This window comes from Actinosynnema sp. CA-299493 (assembly GCF_050946825.1).
GTDB lineage: Bacteria > Actinomycetota > Actinomycetes > Mycobacteriales > Pseudonocardiaceae > Actinosynnema.
Genome location: NZ_CP191993.1, coordinates 9087263 through 9104123, shown reverse-complemented (window position 1 = coordinate 9104123; position 16861 = coordinate 9087263). Strand labels below are relative to the sequence as shown.

Here is a 16861-nt window from a genome sequence, read left to right as displayed (position 1 = left end):
AAGTGCAAGCACGACGAGCGGAGAGAGTCCGCGTGGATCAGCGCGACGAGCAGGAGTTCGCGGAGTACTTCGTGGCTCGCCGGGAGGCCGTGCGCCGAACGGCGTTCCTGCTCTGTGGTGACTGGCACCGGGCGGACGACTTCGCGCAGACCGCGTTCGTCGCGCTGCACCGCAGGTGGCGCAAGGTCCGGGACAAGCAGGCCCTGGACGCCTACGTCCGCCGGACCCTGGTGCGCGCGGTGATCGACGAGTCGCGCCGGCCGTGGCGGCGGGAGCGCTTCGTGGACGAGGTCCCGGAGCGGCCCTCGGGCGACGGCGAGGTGGCCGACTCGGTGGCGACGCGCGAGGCGCTGGTCGCGGGCTTGCGGCGGGTGCCGCCGAGGCAGCGGGCGGTGCTCGTGCTCAGGTTCCTGGAGGGCCTGGACGTCGCGGCGGCGGCCGAGGCGCTCGGGTGTTCCGAGGGCACGGTGAAGAGCCAGACCTCCCGGGGTCTGGCAGCCCTCCGCGAGGCGTTGGGCGACACGATCGAAGACTTGCGGCCAGCGTCGTGAGCGGGAGGAGGAGGTAGGTGGACGAGCAGAAGCTCGGCGAGCTGTTCCGCGACGCGGCCGGTGCCGCGCCGCCCCCGTCCTTCGACGTGGACGCCGTCCGGTCGGCCTCGGCGCGGGCGACCGCCCGGCGCAGGTCGGCCGTCGCGGTCGGCTCCGCCATGGCGCTCGCGCTCGTGCTCGGCGGTCTGGTGGTCTCCGCGAACTTCGCGCGGGACACGGGCAGCGACACGGCCGCCGCGGGTTCCGCTGAGCACGCTTCGTCCCCTAACGTGGTCACTCCTTTCAGCGCGGCCGAGCCGGATGTGCGGTCGAAGGGCACGCCGGCCGACCGCAGCGGTGGAAATCCGCTCGAGAGCATCCCCGAGGACCCGTCTACGCAGGGGGACGATCCATCGGGGAGTGCCGGCCGCACAGCGGTCGGCAGCGCCCAACGCGGGTGCGTTGAGGTGGACCGGGAGCTCGCCGTCGCCCTCGCCGACGAGCTCCCGGTCGCCAACGCCGACCAGGCCGCGCCCGCCGCGGCCGACTGCCCGGTCGGCGCGCGCGGCGCGAGCTTCCTCGTGCGTGACGGCGACGTCCAGGGCACGGTGTCCGCGGTGCTCGCACGGGAGGGCGACGCCGCGCTGGTGGCGGCCGGTTCCGGGGCGTACGCGAGCGCGAGGACGTCCGGCGGCGAGGAGCTCTACGTGCTGAGCCGGCCGCGGGAGGGCTCGTCGGAAGGTCCGCTGACGGACGACCTGGCGGAGCTCGCGGAACGGCTCGCCGCCCGGTTCTGAGTCGCGGAGAGCGGGATCACCACCCATTCTAGTACTGGCGTACCATAAATCTGGTACGTTCGTACCAGATTGGGAGGTGGTCGTCATGGCGTGGGCCGTGCTCATCGTGTCCGGCTTCTTCGAGGCCGGCTGGGCGGTCGCGCTGAAGCTGTCCGACGGCTTCAGCAGGCTGTGGTGGACCGTGGCGTTCGCGGTGTTCGCGCTGATCAGCTTCGCCGGACTGGCGTGGGCCATGAAGCAGCTGCCCGCCGGACCGGCGTACGCGGTGTGGACGGGGATCGGCGCGGCGCTCACCGCCGTGATCGGCATGGTCTGGCTCGGCGACGGGGTCAGCACGATCAAGCTGGTCTCCCTCGGCCTCATCGTCAGCGGTGTCATCGGCCTCAACCTGACCGGTGGCGGGCACTAGTACCTTTCCTGCAATGACAGCCGCAACGCCGAAGGGCGAACGCCGGCGCCAGGCGCTGGTCGAAGCCGCCGCCGGCCTCCTGGTCGACGGTGGCTTCGACGCGATCCGGCACCGCGCCGTCGCCGAGCGCGCGGGCCTGCCGCTGGCCTCCACCACGTACTACTTCGACTCGCTCGACGAGCTGGTGACCGCGGCCCTGGAGTTCCAGGGCGACGCCGAGCTGGCCTACGGCAAGGCCAGGCTGGACGAGCTGGACCCGGCCGAGTGCGGTGACGACGCGTTCGTCGAACTCGTGCTCGACCTGCTGCTCGGGCCCTCCGGCGACCGGGACGCCGAAGCCGTGCTGCTGCGCTACGAGCGCCTGGTCGCCACCGGCAGGCGGCCCTACCTGCGACCGCTGATGCGCCGGATGTCCGGCGAGCTGCACTCCCTGCTGTTCGACATCTTCGCCCGGGCGGGCAAACCGGTCAGCCGGGAACGCGTGGAAGAGCTGATCGCGCTGGTCGACGGCGCCGTGGTGAACGCGCTCATCGAGATCAGCCCGGACCCCAGGGCGGCGGCCCGCCGGATGCTCGGCAAGTCGATGCAACCCCGCTGACCCCCACCGCGTTGAAGGGGTGGGGGCGGGGAAGGGGATCGGATCGCATGCGCACGGCCGACGAGCAGGGTTTCCGCGAGTTCGCGGTGGCCCACGCCGCTTCGCTGCGGCGCACCGCGTACCTGTTCTGCGGCGACTGGCACACGGCCGAGGACCTGATGCAGGCCAGCCTGCTCAAGCTGTACCAGGCGTGGCACCGGATCGAGTGGCGGGACACCGCCTCGGGGTACGCCCGCAAGGTGCTGCTGCGCACGTGGCTGGACGAGAAGCGCAGACCGTGGCGGCGGGCCGAGCAGCGCGACGGCGAGGTGCCGGACGTGGCCGACCTGGCGGCGGACCCGGAGCGGACCGGTGAACGGCTGTGGGCGCGAGACCTGGTGCACGCGGCGCTGCTGCGGGTGCCGCCGCGCCAGCGGGCCGTGCTGGTGCTGAGGTACTTCGAGGACCTGCCGGTGAGCGAGGTCGCGGTGGCGATGGGGTGCACCGAGGGCACGGTCAAGAGCCAGACGGCACGCGGGCTCGTGGCGCTGCGCGTGGCGATCGAGGAACTCGAGCGAGGGGCGGTGGTGGCGTCGTGAGCGAGGCAGACCTGCGGGAAGGGCTGCGGGCCGCGGTCGGCGACGAGCCGCCGTTGGACTTCGACGCCGACGAGCTGATCCGACGCGCCCAGCACGTGCGCAGGCGTCGTCGCGCGCTGGTGGCCGTGGCGGTGGCGACGCTCACCCTCACCGGCACGGTGCTGGCCCTGCCCGGCGTCCTCGACCAGCGGCGCGACGTCGACGCGGCGACCGGCTCGGTGCTGACGACCACGGCGTCCGCGTCCGCACCGCGGTCCGCGCCGCCGTCCGCGTCCGCACCGCCGTCGGAGACCGCCCTGGCGCCGTCCACCACCGAGGCGCAGGTCGCGCCCGGCGTCAAGTCGTTCCTCTCGGGGTACCTGAGCGGGCGGTTCAACCAGGTGGTGCCCGCGGCGAAGGTGGTGAGCGTCGACTTCAACGAGGTGCGCGAGCAGGAGCCGCGGCACTTCACCGGGGTCGTGCGGTTCATCGACGGGATCGGCCAGAGCGGGGTGGTCGTGCGCTTGACCACGCCGTCGGGGCGGGAGCCCTTCGACCGGTTCTGCGCCGAGGTCCGGTGCGACGACCCGCAGCGGCGGGACGACGGCACCCGGCTCGCGACCGGCACGAGCACCGACCCGACCTCGAAGGCGCTGGTGGCGCGCGCGGTGGCGCACCTGCGCGCGGACGGCACGGTCGTGCAGGTCACCACCTACGGGTACGACCCGGGCCCGGGGTCGGAGCTGCGGGAGGTGGCGCTGACGGTCGACCAACTGGTGCTGCTGGCCACCGACCCGAACCTGACCGTGCCCTGACGCTCCCCGGCGTCCGGTCGCCCGTCCGGGCGAAATAAGCTGGTCACGTGACGGTCAAGCCCCGCATCGCCAATGTCCTCGCCGGTCGCTACGCCTCCACCGAGCTGGCCACGCTGTGGTCCGCCGAGCACAAGATCGTGCTGGAGCGGCGGCTGTGGCTCGCCGTGCTGAAGGCGCAGGCCGAGCTCGGCCTCGACGTGCCCGCCGAGGCCGTCGCGGACTACGAGCGGGTGGTCGAGCGGGTCGACCTGGCGTCCATCGCCGAGCGCGAGCGAGTCACCCGGCACGACGTGAAGGCGCGCATCGAGGAGTTCAACGCGCTGGCCGGGCACGAGCACGTGCACAAGGGCATGACCTCGCGCGACCTCACCGAGAACGTCGAGCAGTTGCAGGTGCTGCGGTCGCTGGAGCACGTGCGCGGCAAGACGGCGGCCGTGCTCGCCCGCCTGGCCCGCCGTGCCGCCGAGCACACCGACCTGGTGATGGCGGGCCGTTCGCACAACGTCGCCGCCCAGGCCACCACGCTCGGCAAGCGCTTCGCCACGGCCGCCGACGAGCTGCTGGCCGCGTTCCGCCGGCTGGACGAGCTGATCGCCCGCTACCCGCTGCGCGGCGTCAAGGGGCCGGTCGGCACCGCCCAGGACATGCTCGACCTGCTCGGCGGCGACCGGGACAAGCTGGTCGGGCTGGAGCGGAGCGTCGCGGGCCACCTCGGCTTCACCACCGTGCTGACGAGCGTCGGCCAGGTCTACCCGCGGTCGCTGGACTTCGACGTCGTGTCGACCCTCGTGCAGCTGGCCGCGGGACCGTCGTCGCTGGCCAAGACGATCCGGCTGATGGCGGGCCACGAGCTGGTCACCGAGGGCTTCAAGCCGGGCCAGGTCGGCTCCAGCGCGATGCCGCACAAGATGAACACCCGGTCGTGCGAGCGGGTCAACGGCTTCGCGGTCATCCTGCGCGGCTACCTGTCCATGGTCGGCGAGCTGTCGGGCGACCAGTGGAACGAGGGCGACGTGTCGTGCTCGGTCGTGCGCCGGGTCGCGCTGCCGGACGCGTTCTTCGCCTTCGACGGCCTGCTGGAGACGTTCATCACGGTGCTGGACGAGTTCGGCGCGTACCCGGCGGTCGTCGCCCGCGAGCTGGACCGCTACCTGCCGTTCCTGGCGACCACGAAGGTGCTGATGGCGGCGATCCGCGCGGGCGTCGGCCGGGAGACCGCGCACGAGGTCATCAAGGAGCACTCGGTCGCGGTGGCGCTGGCCATGCGCGAGCAGGGCCTGGCCGAGAACGACCTGCTGGACCGGTTCGCCGCCGACGACCGACTGCCGCTGGACCGCGCCGCGCTGGACGCCCTGCTGGCCGACCGCCTGTCGTTCACCGGCGTGGCGGAGCACCAGGTCGCGGACGTGGTGCGGCAGGTCGAGGACGTGCTGGCGGAGTACCCGACCGCGGCCGGCTACGTGCCGGAACCCATCCTCTGACGCGCCCCCGCCGTCCGCGCGACCGCGGCCGTCAGGCCCTGTCCCAGGCCAGGCGGCCGCGGCGGGTCTTCTCGCACACCAGGGCGCGGCCCGTCGGGTCGACCGCCGTCGCGCCCTCCTCGTCGCACGGGAAGCCCTCCAGGGCCACCTGGTCGAACCGGGGCGGGGTGGTGGTCGGCTCGGCCGTCTGCCGGGGCGGCGGCTGGACCTCCGCCGGTGGCGGTGGCGGCGGTTCGGTCGTCGCGGCGACCGTCGGAGGTGGTGGCGGCGGCGTGGTGGTGGTCGCCGCCGGGAGCACGGAGATGTTCGCCACCGCCGGGACCGAGGTCACCGGCGCCGAGCTGGACACCGTCGGGAGCACCACCGGTTCCGGGCTCGCCGACGGCTTCGCGCAGGCTCCCGTGAGCAGCAGCAGGAGCAGTCCGCCACTTGCCGCGACGGGTGCCACAAATGCCTTCGGATGGACCACGCCAAGCAGCGTAGGGGTCACTCGTCCGATACCCCAAGTGGAGTCTCCCGAGCGGCCTAGAGGCGGCCGGCCTCGATGATCCGCCGGAGGAACTGCCGGGTGCGCGGGTGCACGGGCTCGCCGAGCACCTGCCCGGGCGGTCCGGACTCGACCAGCCTGCCCCCGTCGAGGAACACCACGCGGTCGGCGACCTGCCGGGCGAACCCCATCTCGTGGGTGGCCATCAAGATCGTCCGACCACCCTCCGCCAACTCCCTGACCAGCGCCAGCACCTCGCCGACCAGTTCCGGGTCCAACGCGCTGGTGATCTCGTCCAGCAGCAGCAACCGCGGCGAGTAGGCCAACGCCCGCGCGATCGCCACCCGCTGCTGCTGCCCGCCGGACAGCCGTTCCGGGTAGCTGCGCGCCCGGTCCGCGAGGCCGACCCGGTCGAGCAGGTCGAGGGCGTTGCGCTCGGCCTCGTCACGGGCCACCCCGTGCACCACGCGCGGCGCGAGGGTGACGTTGTCCAGCACGCTCATGTGCGGGAACAGGTTGAACGCCTGGAACACGACGCCCATGCCGCGCCGGGCCACGTCGGCGTCCACCCGCGGGTCGGACACGTCCACCCCGTCGAGCAGCACCTGGCCGTCGTCCAGCTCCTCCAGCAGGTTCACGCACCGCAGCAGGGTCGACTTGCCCGACCCCGACGACCCGATCACGGTCACGACCTCGTGCTCGCGCACGTCGAGGCTGACCCCGTCCAGCACGGTGCGGTCGCCGTAGCGCTTCACGACACCGCGCACGCTGAGCACCGGGTCGGTCATCGTCCCCCCTGACGGCGTTCCAGCCGGCGGCCCAGGGCGTCGGCGAACCGCGCCGTGGGGACCGCGAGCAGCACGAACAGCAGCCCCGCGACCACGTACGGGGTGAAGTTGAACGACCGCGCCTGCTCGATCTGCGCCGCGCGCACCGCGTCCACCGCGCCGAGCACCGAGATCAGCCCGCAGTCCTTCTGCAGCGCCACGAAGTCGTTGAGCAGCGCGGGCATCACCCGCCGCACCGCCTGCGGCAGCACGACCAGCCGCAGCGTCTGGCGCGGACCGAGGCCGAGCGACCGCGCCGCCGCGACCTGCGAGGGGTGGACCGACTCGATGCCGGCGCGGAACACCTCGGCCACGTACGCGGTGTACGCGAGCACGAGCGCCGCGCCGCCGAGCACCACGAAGTCGTTCGGCACGCCGGTCAGCCGCAACGCGGGCAGGCCGAACCCCACCAGGTACAGCAGGATGATCAGCGGCAGGCCGCGGAACAGGTCCACGTACACCGTGGCCAGCGCGCGCAGCGGGAACCACACGGGGCCGCGCAGCGTGCGCAACATCGCCACGACCAGCGCCAGCACCACGATCAGCGCGCCGCACACCACCAGCACGCGCAGGTTCAGCCAGAGCCCCTCGACGATCGAGGGCAGCGAGCGCCACGCGATCTCCACGTCGAAGAACGACTGCCGCACGCGCGGCCAGCCCGGCGCGCCGGTGACGGTGACCCCGACCGCGACGGCGAACACGGCGGTCGACAGCAGGGCGACCAGGGTGGACCGCCGCGAGCGGGAGCGCTTGTAGGCCAAGCGCTCCCGCTGCAGCTCGCTCGTCACTTCAGCTCGGGTGCGGTGCCCGCGGAGGACAGCCATTCCTGCTCGATCCTGGTCAGCGCGCCCTCGGCGCGCAGGTTCTCCACCGCCGTCGAGACGCACGCGGTGAGCGGGCTGCCCTTGTCCAGCACGATGCCGAACTGCTCGGGCTTGCCGTCGCCCGCCGGGACCTGGCCGACGATCAGGCCGTCCTCCAGCTCCGCGGACGTGATGTAGAACGCGGTCGGCAGGTCCACCACCAGCGCGTCGATCTGCCCGGCGCGCAGCGCGGCCTTGGCGTCGTCGTTGGTGTTGTAGACCGCGACGTCCTGCTCGGGTTGCAGGCGCTGGGCGGCGTCGAAGCTGGTCGTGCCGACCTGCGCGCCGATCTTGACCCGCTTGAGCTCCGCCAGCGTCCTCACCGACGCGGCCTTGGACGAGTCCAGCGTGATCACGGCCTGGTCCACGTCGTAGTACGGCGCGGAGAAGTCGACGGCCTGCTTGCGCTCGTCGGTGATCGAGAACTCGTTCAGGTCCATGTCGTAGGTCTTGCGGCCCGGCTGGATGGCCGCGTTGAACGGCACCCGCGTCCAGACCACGTCGGTCTTCGCGTAGCCGAGCTCCTCGGCCAGCGCGTAGGCGATGGCGGACTCGAAGCCCTTGCCGTTGGTCGGGTCGTCGTCCACGAACCACGGCTCGTACGCGGGCTGGTCCGTGCCGAAGGTGATCTTGCCGGCGGTGAGCGTCGGCAGCTTGTCCTTCGTGCAGGCCACGCCGTCCACCTGGTTGGTCGGCGTCGCGGTCTCGTCCGCGGGGGCGCAGGCGACCGCGAGGACGGCGGTCACGGCGAGTATCAGTCCGGGTGCACGCATGGGAGGCATCTTGCCGCAGGTGGGAAGGGCGGCCCACGAGCTGGGACAAGTACGCTTCGGCGGTGCCCAAGCTCGCTGACTACCGCCAGGTCGCCGCCGGCAAGGTCCGCCAGATCCACGAGGTGGACGAGGACCTGCTGCTGTTCGTGGCGTCCGACCGGATCTCCGCCTTCGACCACGTGCTGACCACGCCGATCCCCGACAAGGGCCGCGTGCTCACCGCGATGAGCGTGTTCTGGTTCGAGCGGTTCGCCGACCTGGTGCCCCACCACCTGGTGGCGTGGGACGACCCGCGCATCCCCGACGAGGTGCGTGGCCGGGCGCTGCTCGTGCGTCGGCTGGAGATGGTCCAGGTGGAGTGCGTGGCGCGCGGCTACCTGACCGGGTCGGGCATGGCCGAGTACCGGAGCACCGGGTCGGTGTGCGGCGTCGAGCTGCCGGCCGGCCTGGTGGAGGCGTCGGAGCTGACGCCGCCGATCTTCACGCCGGCGACCAAGGCGGAGCTCGGCGCGCACGACGAGAACGTGTCGTTCGAGCACGTCGAGGCGGAGGTGGGCGCCTCGCTGGCGGCCCGGCTGCGCGACGTCACGCTGGAGGTCTACGGCGCGGCCCGCGAGTTCGCCCGGTCGCGCGGCGTGGTCCTGGCGGACACGAAGTTCGAGTTCGGGCTGGACCGGTCCGGCGCGCTGGTGCTCGGCGACGAGGTGCTGACGCCGGACTCGTCGCGGTACTGGCCGCTGGAGGGGTACGAGCCGGGGCGCGTGCAGCCGTCGTTCGACAAGCAGTACGTGCGCGACTGGCTGACCTCGCCCGCCTCCGGCTGGGACCGGGCGTCCGACACCCCGCCGCCACCGCTGCCCGACGACGTCGTGGCCGCCACCCGGTCGCGGTACGTGCAGGCGTACGAGCTGATCACCGGTCGTTCGTTCGCGGACTGGCCCGGCACGAGCGCGGAATAGTTCGCCGGCTCCGCATCCCGTCGTCACCTCGTCTTGGAGCGGACGACACACCGGTGCTGCGCACTGGTGGCATGGTCGCCCAACTCGTGGTCTCGCTGTCCGGCATCGGGCCGAGCACGCTCGCCCGGTGCGCCGACCTCGCCGCCGAACTGGACCGGCGGCGGGTGCCGTTGTCGCTGCTCCTCGCGCCGCGCAAGGCCGTGCCCGGCGAGGCGGTGGACTGGGTGCTGCGCCGCGTGGCCGCCGGGGACGCGCTGGTCCTGCACGGTTCCGACCACCAGCCGGACCCGACGCGCCGGGCCGTGTCGCTGCGCCGCCGGGCCGAGTTCTCCGCGCTGCCCGCGCACGAAGCCGGCCTCCGGCTGGTCGCCGCACGTGCCGCGCTGGCGCGCTTGGCACTGACCACGGACCTGTTCGCGCCGCCGGGGTGGCTGGCGTCACCCGGCACGGTGGTCGCGCTGCGCCGGCACCGGTTCGCGGTGTGCGCCGACATGGCGGGCGTGCGCGACCTGCGCACCGGCGACGTGCGGCCGGGCCGGGTGCGGATGCTCGGCGAGCACTGGAGCTACCTGCTCGGCGTCGGCCGGGCGGCCCGGCGCGGCGGGCTCGTGCGGATCGGCGTCGACGCGGCGGACCTGGACCGGCTCGGGCCGCGCGAGACCCTGCTGGAGGCCGTCGACCTGGCCCTGCACCACGGCGCGTCGCCCACGACCTACAGCTCGACCGCCTCGCCCCGGGGCAGCACGACGACCTCGACGCCCTCGGGCGCGGTGCCGACCAGGACGCGGTAGAAGATTTCGGTCTGCGCCAGGATCGCCTCGTGGATCGGCACGGCCTTGCGCGGGCCGACCCGCGCCAGGAAGTCCGCCGCGTCGGAGACCTTCATCCAGGGCGCGGCCGTGGGCAGGCCGAGGACGTCGACGCGCTGCTCGGGCACGGTCAGCGAGTCGCCGGGGTGGTAGAACGCGCCGTGGTCGACCAGGTAGCCGACGTTGACCGGCAGCTCGATCCGCTCGTGGATGACCTCGTGCGGCGCGTCGAGGACGGTGACGACCGCGCCGCCCAGCTCCAGCACGTCACCCGGCCCGACGAGCTCGGCGCCCTCGAGGTCGAACGGGGCGACCAGGCGTGCGCCGGGGTTGGCCGCGCGGACGGCGGCCAGCCTGCCGGGGTCGACGTGGTCGCGGTGCTCGTGCGTCACCAGGATCGCGTCGAGGCCCTCGACCACCTCGAAGCCCGACGAGTAGACGCCGGGGTCGAACAGCAGCCGCGCGGCGCCGGTGTCGACCAGCAGGCACGAGTGCCCGAAGTGGGAGATCAGCATGAGCGCTCCTCTCGTCTCACCGGCGGACGCTCAGCCCACGTCGTGCAGCAGCGCGTCCTCCACGTCCGGCGGCAGTCCCGCGCGTCGGGTGCGGTCCGGGCCCAGGGCCCGTTCGTACGCCAACGCGTCCACCGCCGTCTCGGCCGTGGGTCGGACCCGGAGGCCGGCGGCCAGCGCGGGACCCGCGTCCCGGAACATCATCGCCCGGTGCGTCGGCGGCAGCCACAGCGGCAGGGACCTCGCACCCACCCACGGCTCGACCTCGTGCCGCTGGAGGACGGGCGGGGGTATGCGCACCAGCACCGTCCCCGGCGGCGCGACCGCGCCCGCGATCTCGCCCAGCACCAGCGACAACGGGTTGGCCGGCCCGATCGCGTCGTAGGTGCCGGCGGTGCGCCGCTCGGCGGCGTCCACGATCCAGGCGGCGAGGTCGCGCACGTCGACGTGCTGCACGGGCTGGTCGGGCGCGTCGGGCACGGCGACCCGGCCGCCCCGGGACAACCGGTTGGGCCAGTACCCGAACCGGTCGCTCGGGTCGCCGGGGCCGGTGATGAGGCCGGCGCGGACGATGAACGCCCGGTCGCCGACGGCGTCGCGGACGGCGTGCTCACCGGCCACCTTGATCGCGCCGTAGCGGTCGGACGACATCGGCGCGTCGGGGTCGTCCTCCAGCGGGTCCAGGGTGGCCGTGGCGCCGGGGACGGCGTGGTCGGCGTAGACGGAGCAGCTGGAGACGAACGTCCAGTGGTCGGCGGTCACCGCCCTCAGCGCCCGGCGGACCCAGGTGACCGACATCTTGGCCACGTCCACCACCGCGTCGAAGTGCGCGCCCTCCAACGGCCCGAGGTCGACGTCCCGGTCCACGGGGACGAGCACCGCGCCGTCCGGCGCCTGCCCGGACTCCCCGCGCGCCGCGCAGACCACCTCGTGCCCCCGCCGCACCGCTTCGGCGGCCGTCGCCTTGCTGAGGAACACCGTCCCACCGAGCACGAGGATGCGCATGGCCCCCACCCTGCGGTGCCCCCGCCCGCGCCGCCACCACGTCCGCCGATAGCGAACGCCCGGCTGCCTGGACCTCGGCGAAGAATGCGTCGAAGATCCGATTACTGATGAGTGAATCGGCAAGTGTGCCTGGCGAGACTGACCAACGACCTGCTTGACGTCGAGGGCCGGTGATTGGACGCGCCGTGTCACACCGGTGATCGGCTCGGTGATCCGGCTCGATTGGCCCTGGAAAGCGCAAAGCACGGCCGCCGACCGTCCGGACGGGTGCCGTGCTCACTTCCTCGGCCTACGGGGCCTTGGCGAGATCAGATCAGCAGGAGCCGGCCCTGGAACGCTGCATCACGATCGGGTGGTCTCAGGTGAACGTGTGCCACCCGCCACGCGGGAAGTTGATGAACACACAGGTCAGGTAGGCTCCGCGAGTACCGCCAGCCCTCCTAGCTTGGAGCAGCCTGTCGTGGCCCGAGTCGTCGTCGACGTCATGCCGAAGCCCGAAATCCTCGACCCGCAAGGACAAGCGGTGGCCAACGCGCTGCCCCGTCTCGGGTTCGACGGAATCACCAGTGTCCGCCAGGGCAAGCACTTCGAGCTGGAGGTCGCCGACGACGTCGACGACGCCACGCTCGCGAAGATCGCCGAGACGTTCCTCGCCAACCCCGTGATCGAGGACTGGGTCGTGAGGCGGGTCGAGGCATGAGGGTCGGGGTCATCACGTTCCCCGGCACGCTGGACGACGTCGACGCCGAGCGCGCGGTCCGGTATGCGGGCGGGGAGGCGGTCAAGCTCTGGCACGCCGATCACGACCTGAAGGACGTCGACGCGGTCATCGTGCCCGGTGGGTTCTCCTACGGCGACTACCTGCGCTGCGGCGCGATCGCCCGGTTCGCCCCGGTCATGCAGGAAGTCGTGGACGCGGCGAAGAAGGGCATGCCGGTCCTGGGCATCTGCAACGGCTTCCAGATCCTCTGCGAGGCGCACCTGCTGCCGGGCGCGCTCATCCGCAACCACAAGCTGCACTTCGTGTGCCGCGACCAGTGGTTGAAGGTCGAGAACAACTCGACCGCCTGGACGTCCCGCTACGACCAGGGCGCGGAAGTCCTCGTGCCGCTGAAGTCCGGCGAGGGCGGCTACCAGGCCGACCGGTCCACGCTGGACGAGTTGGAGGGAGAGGGCCGGGTGGTGTTCCGCTACGTCGGCGAGAACCCGAACGGCTCGCGCAACGGCATCGCGGGCATCACCAGCGCCAACGGCCGGGTCGTCGGCCTGATGCCGCACCCGGAGCACGCGATCGACGCGCTCACCGGGCCGACCGACGACGGTCTCGGCATGTTCCTCTCCCTCGTCGACTCGGTGGTGGGTGCCTGATGACCGTCGACACCGTGAAGAACGCGGAGAGCACGCCCGACCAGGAGCAGCCCTACAAGGAGCTGGGCCTGAAGGACGACGAGTACGCCCGCATCAAGGAGATCCTGGGCCGCCGCCCCACGGACGCCGAGCTGGCGATGTACTCGGTGATGTGGAGCGAGCACTGCTCCTACAAGTCGTCCAAGGTGCACCTGAAGTACTTCTCCGAGACGACCACCGACGAGATGCGCGAGAAGATGCTCGCGGGCATCGGCGAGAACGCGGGCGTGGTCGACATCGGCGACGGCTGGGCGATCACGTTCAAGGCCGAGAGCCACAACCACCCGTCCTACGTCGAGCCGTACCAGGGCGCGGCGACGGGCGTGGGCGGCATCGTGCGCGACATCCTGGCCATGGGCGCGCGTCCGCTGGCCGTGATGGACCCGCTGCGCTTCGGCCCGGCCGACGCGCCGGACACCCGCCGCGTGCTGCCGGGCATCGTGGCCGGCGTGGGCGGCTACGGCAACTGCCTCGGCCTGCCCAACATCGGCGGCGAGGTCGTGTTCGACGCGACCTACGCGGGCAACCCGCTGGTCAACGCCCTGTGCGTGGGCGCGATGCGGGTCGAGGACCTGCACCTGGCGCACGCCTCGGGCACCGGCAACAAGGTCATCCTGTTCGGCGCCCGCACGGGTCTGGACGGCATCGGCGGCGTGTCGGTGCTGGCGTCGGAGACCTTCGACGACACGGCGGGCGCGGGCAAGCGCAAGAAGCTGCCCAGCGTGCAGGTCGGCGACCCGTTCACCGAGAAGGTGCTGATCGAGTGCTGCCTGGAGCTGTTCGCCGAGCGCATCGTCGTCGGCATCCAGGACCTGGGCGGCGCGGGCCTGGCGTGCGCGACGTCGGAGCTGGCCAGCGCCGGTGACGGCGGCATGCACGTCTACCTGGACCGGGTGCCGCTGCGCGCCACGGGCATGACGCCGGCGGAGATCCTGTCCAGCGAGTCGCAGGAGCGCATGTGCGCGGTCGTGCGGCCGGAGGACCTGGACGCGTTCCTGGCGGTCTGCGCGAAGTGGGACGTCATCGCGACCGAGATCGGCGAGGTCACCGAGGGTGACCGGCTGGTCATCACGTGGCACGACGAGGTCGTGCTGGACGTGCCGCCGCGCACGGTGGCGCACGAGGGCCCGGTGTACGACCGGCCGATCGAGCGCCCGGCCGACCAGGACGCGATGCAGGCCGACACCCCGGACCGGCTGGCCCGTCCCGCGAAGGACGACCTGCTGCCGCTGGTCAAGTCCATGGCCGCGTCGCCGAACCTGGCGTCGAAGCGGTGGGTGACCCAGCAGTACGACCGGTACGTGCGCGGTGGCACGGTGCTCGCGCAGCCCGCCGACTCGGGCATGATCCGGATCGACGAGTCGACCAACCGGGGCGTGGCGCTGTCCACGGACTGCAACGGCCGCTACGCCAAGCTGGACCCGTACGCGGGCGCGCAGCTGGCGCTGGCCGAGGCGTACCGGAACGTGGCCACCACGGGCGCGACGCCGGTCGCGGTCACGAACTGCCTGAACTTCGGCTCGCCGGAGGACCCGGCGGTGATGTGGCAGTTCGAGCAGGCCGTGAGGGGTCTCGCGGACGGGTGCGTCGAGCTGGGCATCCCGGTGACCGGCGGCAACGTCAGCTTCTACAACCAGACCGGTTCGACGGCGATCCTGCCGACGCCGGTGGTGGGCGTGCTCGGCGTGATCGACGACGTCCGCCGCCGCATCCCGACGGGGATCGGCGCGGAGGCCGGCGAGACGCTGCTGCTGCTCGGCGAGACGCGCGAGGAGTTCGGCGGCTCGGAGTGGGCGCACGTCGTGCACGGGCACCTGGGCGGCCTGCCGCCGAAGGTGGACCTGGCGCGGGAGAAGCTGCTCGGCGAGGTGCTGGTGGCCGGTTCGCGCGACGGCATGCTGTCCGCCGCGCACGACCTGTCCGACGGCGGCCTGGCGCAGGCGCTGGTGGAGACGTGCCTGATCGGCGAGGTCGGCGCGCGGGTGTTCCTCGAAGGGGACCTGTTCACCGAGCTGTTCAGCGAGTCGACGGCCCGCGTGCTGGTCGCCGTGCCGCGCACGGAGGAGCTGCGGTTCACCGACATGTGCACCGCGCGCGGCCTGCCGTGGCGCAAGGTCGGCGTGGTGGACCCGGAGTCCGACGCGCTGGAGGTCCAGGACCTGGGCTCACTGCCGCTGGCCGAGCTGCGCGAGGCCTGGGAGGGCACCCTCCCGGCGCTGTTCGACTGAGCGAGCAGGGGTGGCCGGCCGGGGATCGCCCGGCCGGCCACCCGTGGTCAGCCGTTGGCCAGGGCCTGGAGCCGGTCGTAGGCGCCGTTGAACTGGTTCTGGTCGATCGGCGACGACGAGTACTGCCAGATCGTGTAGAACGGCCACGCGTAGGGCAGGGTGCCGACGGTGGACGAGTAGCGCGCGACCCACAGCGGGTTGGTGGAGCTGAAGTCGCCGCTCACGCACTGGTTCCACCAGCTCGTGGACGTGTAGATGACCGGCCAGCGGCCGGTGCGGGCGTGGTAGCGGTCGCTGAACGACAGGATCCACGACGTCATGCTCGCCTTGGACAACCCGTAGCACGTCGAGCCGTAGGGGTTGTACTCCATGTCCAGCGCGCCGGGCAGGGTCTTGCCGTCCCGGGACCAGCCGCCGCCGTTGTCGACGAAGTAGTCGGCCTGGGTGGCGCCGGCGGACCGGTCCGGCAGCGCGAAGTGGTACGCGCCGCGGATCATGCCGACGTTGTAGGACCCGTTGTACTGCTGGGCGAAGTACGGGTTGCGGTAGGTGGTGCTCTCGGTGGCCTTGACGTAGGCGAACCGCTTGCCCTGGCCCCACCAGTAGTTCCAGTCGACGTTGCCCTGGTGCCCGCTGACGTCGATGCCGTACACGACGGCCTGGGCGCTCGGATCGGTCGGGATGGCGACGCGCCGGCCGCCGCCGCCCTCGTGCTTGGCGATCTGCGAGCCCATGGCGTGGTCTTCGACGACGGGTGCGGCCTGGGCGGCGCCGGTCGATCCGGGCGCGGCTAAGCCGAGCACGGCCAGTCCGACGGCGGTCAGGAGGGCGGTGGCGGTGCGTGCGAGGTTGTTCATGGGTGACTCCTCGAGTCAGTGCAGGGGGTTGACTCGTTGGGCAGTGTGAGGCACGACTAACCACTTCACCAAGGTTCTTGTTAATTGGTCACGAAAACGGAGCAACGCCGCTACCCCAGCGCCACCCTGAGCAACTGCTCGTCGTTGCCGTTGAAGAGGTTCTGGTCGCCCGGGAACAACCCGGCCGCCCGCCACTGCCAGATCGTCTCGTAGTCCCACCCGTGCGGCAGCGGCCCGAGCTCGTCGGCGTAGTGCGCCACCCACAGCGGGCTCGTGTCGCCGAACCGGTCCGCCTCGCCGACGCACCGGTTCCACCAGGTCGTGGACGTGTAGATGGTCGGGTGCCGGCCGGTCCGCCCGAAGAAGCGGTCGCTGAACGCGCGCACCCACGCGCCCATCGCGGCCTGGCTCAGGCCGTAGCACGTGTCGCCGTAGGGGTTGTACTCCAGGTCCAGCGCGCCGGGCAGGGTCTTGCCGTCCCGCGACCAGCCGCCGCCGTTGGACGCGAAGAAGTCGGCCTGCGCCGCGCCGTCCGACCGGTCCGGCAGCGCGAAGTGGTACGCGCCGCGGATCATGCCGACGTCGTAGGAGCCGTTGTACTGCTGGGCGAAGTGCGGGTTGCGGTACCCGGTGCCCTCGGTCGCCTTGACGTAGGCGAACCGCGCGCCGTCCGCCCACGCCCGCGCCCAGTCGACGTCGCCTTGGTGGCTGCTGACGTCCATGCCGGGCACGGAGCCGTCGAGCAGGGGCCGGGACCGCGCGGCGCGGCCCCGGCCCTCGTGCGCGGCGATCTGCGAGCCCGCGAAGTGGTCCGCTGACCCTTCGGGCAGCGCTCGGGCGTCGGGCGCCGGGACGATCGCCAACGTGATCGTGACGGCACCCAGTCGGGTGATCAGGGTGCGCAGCCGGGTGTGCGTCGCCATCAACGCCCCCCATTCGGTCGGCAT

20 protein-coding genes are annotated in these 16861 nt (G+C 72.4%); 12 read left to right on the top strand and 8 right to left on the bottom strand.

Features of this window, described 5'->3' with window-relative positions:
• Positions 1 to 32 precede the first annotated feature (32 nt).
• From ACQPYE_RS39460 to purB, 7 genes are all read left to right on the top strand, one after another.
• Complete coding sequence (locus ACQPYE_RS39460; protein WP_498718190.1) at positions 33 to 551, top strand: SigE family RNA polymerase sigma factor; 519 nt, start codon at positions 33 to 35, stop codon at positions 549 to 551.
• Positions 552 to 568: 17 nt separating this feature from the next.
• A complete protein-coding gene (locus tag ACQPYE_RS39455; protein WP_498718189.1) occupies positions 569 to 1327 on the top strand; it encodes a hypothetical protein in 759 nt (252 codons plus the stop codon).
• An 85-nt stretch (positions 1328 to 1412) separates the two neighbouring features.
• Positions 1413 to 1736 carry a DMT family transporter gene (locus ACQPYE_RS39450; protein WP_498718188.1) on the top strand — a complete coding sequence of 108 codons (324 nt, stop codon included), beginning with the start codon at positions 1413 to 1415 and terminating at the stop codon, positions 1734 to 1736.
• Positions 1737 to 1749: 13 nt separating this feature from the next.
• Positions 1750 to 2334 carry a TetR/AcrR family transcriptional regulator gene (locus tag ACQPYE_RS39445; protein ID WP_498718187.1) on the top strand — a complete coding sequence of 195 codons (585 nt, stop codon included), beginning with the start codon at positions 1750 to 1752 and terminating at the stop codon, positions 2332 to 2334.
• Positions 2335 to 2381: 47 nt separating this feature from the next.
• Positions 2382 to 2912 (top strand): RNA polymerase sigma factor, encoded by a 531-nt coding sequence (locus ACQPYE_RS39440; RefSeq protein WP_498718186.1) that lies wholly within the window; start codon positions 2382 to 2384, stop codon positions 2910 to 2912.
• Positions 2909 to 3706, top strand: a complete 798-nt coding sequence (locus ACQPYE_RS39435; protein ID WP_498718185.1) for a hypothetical protein — start codon at positions 2909 to 2911, stop codon at positions 3704 to 3706. The genes ACQPYE_RS39440 and ACQPYE_RS39435 overlap by 4 nt, the downstream gene beginning before the upstream one ends.
• 47 nt (positions 3707 to 3753) lie before the next feature.
• A complete protein-coding gene (gene purB, locus ACQPYE_RS39430) occupies positions 3754 to 5187 on the top strand; it encodes an adenylosuccinate lyase (protein WP_498718184.1) in 1434 nt (477 codons plus the stop codon).
• Between the two features lie 31 nt (positions 5188 to 5218).
• Here purB and ACQPYE_RS39425 read toward each other — a convergent pair whose 3' ends face one another.
• The 4 genes from ACQPYE_RS39425 to ACQPYE_RS39410 are packed head-to-tail and all read right to left on the bottom strand — an operon-like array spanning position 5219 to position 8137.
• Positions 5219 to 5656: a hypothetical protein gene (locus ACQPYE_RS39425; RefSeq protein ID WP_498718183.1), complete on the bottom strand. Its 438-nt coding sequence runs from the start codon at positions 5654 to 5656 to the stop codon at positions 5219 to 5221.
• Between the two features lie 56 nt (positions 5657 to 5712).
• A complete protein-coding gene (locus tag ACQPYE_RS39420) occupies positions 5713 to 6462 on the bottom strand; it encodes an amino acid ABC transporter ATP-binding protein (protein ID WP_498718182.1) in 750 nt (249 codons plus the stop codon).
• On the bottom strand, positions 6459 to 7289 hold the full coding sequence (locus ACQPYE_RS39415) for an amino acid ABC transporter permease (RefSeq protein WP_498718181.1): 831 nt from the start codon (positions 7287 to 7289) through the stop codon (positions 6459 to 6461). The genes ACQPYE_RS39420 and ACQPYE_RS39415 overlap by 4 nt, the downstream gene beginning before the upstream one ends.
• Positions 7286 to 8137, bottom strand: a complete 852-nt coding sequence (locus tag ACQPYE_RS39410) for an ABC transporter substrate-binding protein (RefSeq protein ID WP_498718180.1) — start codon at positions 8135 to 8137, stop codon at positions 7286 to 7288. Before ACQPYE_RS39410 ends, ACQPYE_RS39415 begins: the two co-directional genes overlap by 4 nt.
• Positions 8138 to 8199: 62 nt before the next feature.
• Here ACQPYE_RS39410 and ACQPYE_RS39405 point away from each other — a divergent pair, with 62 nt between their 5' ends.
• A complete protein-coding gene (locus tag ACQPYE_RS39405; RefSeq protein ID WP_498718179.1) occupies positions 8200 to 9096 on the top strand; it encodes a phosphoribosylaminoimidazolesuccinocarboxamide synthase in 897 nt (298 codons plus the stop codon).
• 71 nt (positions 9097 to 9167) lie between these two features.
• The gene (locus ACQPYE_RS39400; protein WP_498723078.1) at positions 9168 to 9887 is read left to right on the top strand and encodes a DUF2334 domain-containing protein; all 720 of its coding nucleotides are present in this window, start codon (positions 9168 to 9170) and stop codon (positions 9885 to 9887) included.
• Here the strand turns inward: ACQPYE_RS39400 and ACQPYE_RS39395 are convergent.
• On the bottom strand, positions 9809 to 10420 hold the full coding sequence (locus tag ACQPYE_RS39395) for an MBL fold metallo-hydrolase (RefSeq protein ID WP_498718178.1): 612 nt from the start codon (positions 10418 to 10420) through the stop codon (positions 9809 to 9811). The genes ACQPYE_RS39400 and ACQPYE_RS39395 overlap by 79 nt on opposite strands.
• Before the next feature lie 30 nt (positions 10421 to 10450).
• Complete coding sequence (locus ACQPYE_RS39390; RefSeq protein ID WP_498718177.1) at positions 10451 to 11422, bottom strand: NAD-dependent epimerase/dehydratase family protein; 972 nt, start codon at positions 11420 to 11422, stop codon at positions 10451 to 10453.
• A 460-nt stretch (positions 11423 to 11882) separates the two neighbouring features.
• Here ACQPYE_RS39390 and purS point away from each other — a divergent pair, with 460 nt between their 5' ends.
• The 3 genes from purS to purL are packed head-to-tail and all read left to right on the top strand — an operon-like array spanning position 11883 to position 15057.
• A complete protein-coding gene (purS, locus tag ACQPYE_RS39385; RefSeq protein WP_033428368.1) occupies positions 11883 to 12122 on the top strand; it encodes a phosphoribosylformylglycinamidine synthase subunit PurS in 240 nt (79 codons plus the stop codon).
• Positions 12119 to 12790 carry a phosphoribosylformylglycinamidine synthase subunit PurQ gene (gene purQ / locus ACQPYE_RS39380; RefSeq protein ID WP_498718176.1) on the top strand — a complete coding sequence of 224 codons (672 nt, stop codon included), beginning with the start codon at positions 12119 to 12121 and terminating at the stop codon, positions 12788 to 12790. Before purS ends, purQ begins: the two co-directional genes overlap by 4 nt.
• The gene (gene purL / locus ACQPYE_RS39375) at positions 12790 to 15057 is read left to right on the top strand and encodes a phosphoribosylformylglycinamidine synthase subunit PurL (RefSeq protein WP_498718175.1); all 2268 of its coding nucleotides are present in this window, start codon (positions 12790 to 12792) and stop codon (positions 15055 to 15057) included. The genes purQ and purL overlap by 1 nt, the downstream gene beginning before the upstream one ends.
• A 47-nt stretch (positions 15058 to 15104) precedes the next feature.
• Here purL and ACQPYE_RS39370 read toward each other — a convergent pair whose 3' ends face one another.
• Together ACQPYE_RS39370 and ACQPYE_RS39365 are read right to left on the bottom strand one after the other, a co-directional pair.
• Positions 15105 to 15914: a lysozyme gene (locus tag ACQPYE_RS39370; protein WP_498718174.1), complete on the bottom strand. Its 810-nt coding sequence runs from the start codon at positions 15912 to 15914 to the stop codon at positions 15105 to 15107.
• 110 nt (positions 15915 to 16024) lie between these two features.
• Entirely contained in the window at positions 16025 to 16837 is an 813-nt protein-coding gene (locus ACQPYE_RS39365) for a lysozyme (protein WP_498723077.1), read from the bottom strand.
• Between the last annotated feature and the right edge of the window lie 24 nt (positions 16838 to 16861).

Bases quoted from the DNA above. Each gene is read 5' to 3' on its own strand.
- ACQPYE_RS39365 (WP_498723077.1), bottom strand. From the start codon at position 16,837: ATGGCGACGCACACCCGGCTGCGCACCCTGATCACCCGACTGGGTGCC.
- ACQPYE_RS39410 (WP_498718180.1), bottom strand. From the start codon at position 8,137: ATGCGTGCACCCGGACTGATACTCGCCGTGACCGCCGTCCTCGCGGTC.
- ACQPYE_RS39370 (WP_498718174.1), bottom strand. From the start codon at position 15,914: ATGAACAACCTCGCACGCACCGCCACCGCCCTCCTGACCGCCGTCGGA.
- ACQPYE_RS39400 (WP_498723078.1), top strand. From the start codon at position 9,168: ATGGTCGCCCAACTCGTGGTCTCGCTGTCCGGCATCGGGCCGAGCACG.
- ACQPYE_RS39395 (WP_498718178.1), bottom strand. From the start codon at position 10,420: ATGCTGATCTCCCACTTCGGGCACTCGTGCCTGCTGGTCGACACCGGC.
- ACQPYE_RS39450 (WP_498718188.1), top strand. From the start codon at position 1,413: ATGGCGTGGGCCGTGCTCATCGTGTCCGGCTTCTTCGAGGCCGGCTGG.
- ACQPYE_RS39390 (WP_498718177.1), bottom strand. From the start codon at position 11,422: ATGCGCATCCTCGTGCTCGGTGGGACGGTGTTCCTCAGCAAGGCGACG.
- ACQPYE_RS39445 (WP_498718187.1), top strand. From the start codon at position 1,750: ATGACAGCCGCAACGCCGAAGGGCGAACGCCGGCGCCAGGCGCTGGTC.
- ACQPYE_RS39420 (WP_498718182.1), bottom strand. From the start codon at position 6,462: ATGACCGACCCGGTGCTCAGCGTGCGCGGTGTCGTGAAGCGCTACGGC.
- ACQPYE_RS39440 (WP_498718186.1), top strand. From the start codon at position 2,382: ATGCGCACGGCCGACGAGCAGGGTTTCCGCGAGTTCGCGGTGGCCCAC.
- purQ (WP_498718176.1), top strand. From the start codon at position 12,119: ATGAGGGTCGGGGTCATCACGTTCCCCGGCACGCTGGACGACGTCGAC.
- purL (WP_498718175.1), top strand. From the start codon at position 12,790: ATGACCGTCGACACCGTGAAGAACGCGGAGAGCACGCCCGACCAGGAG.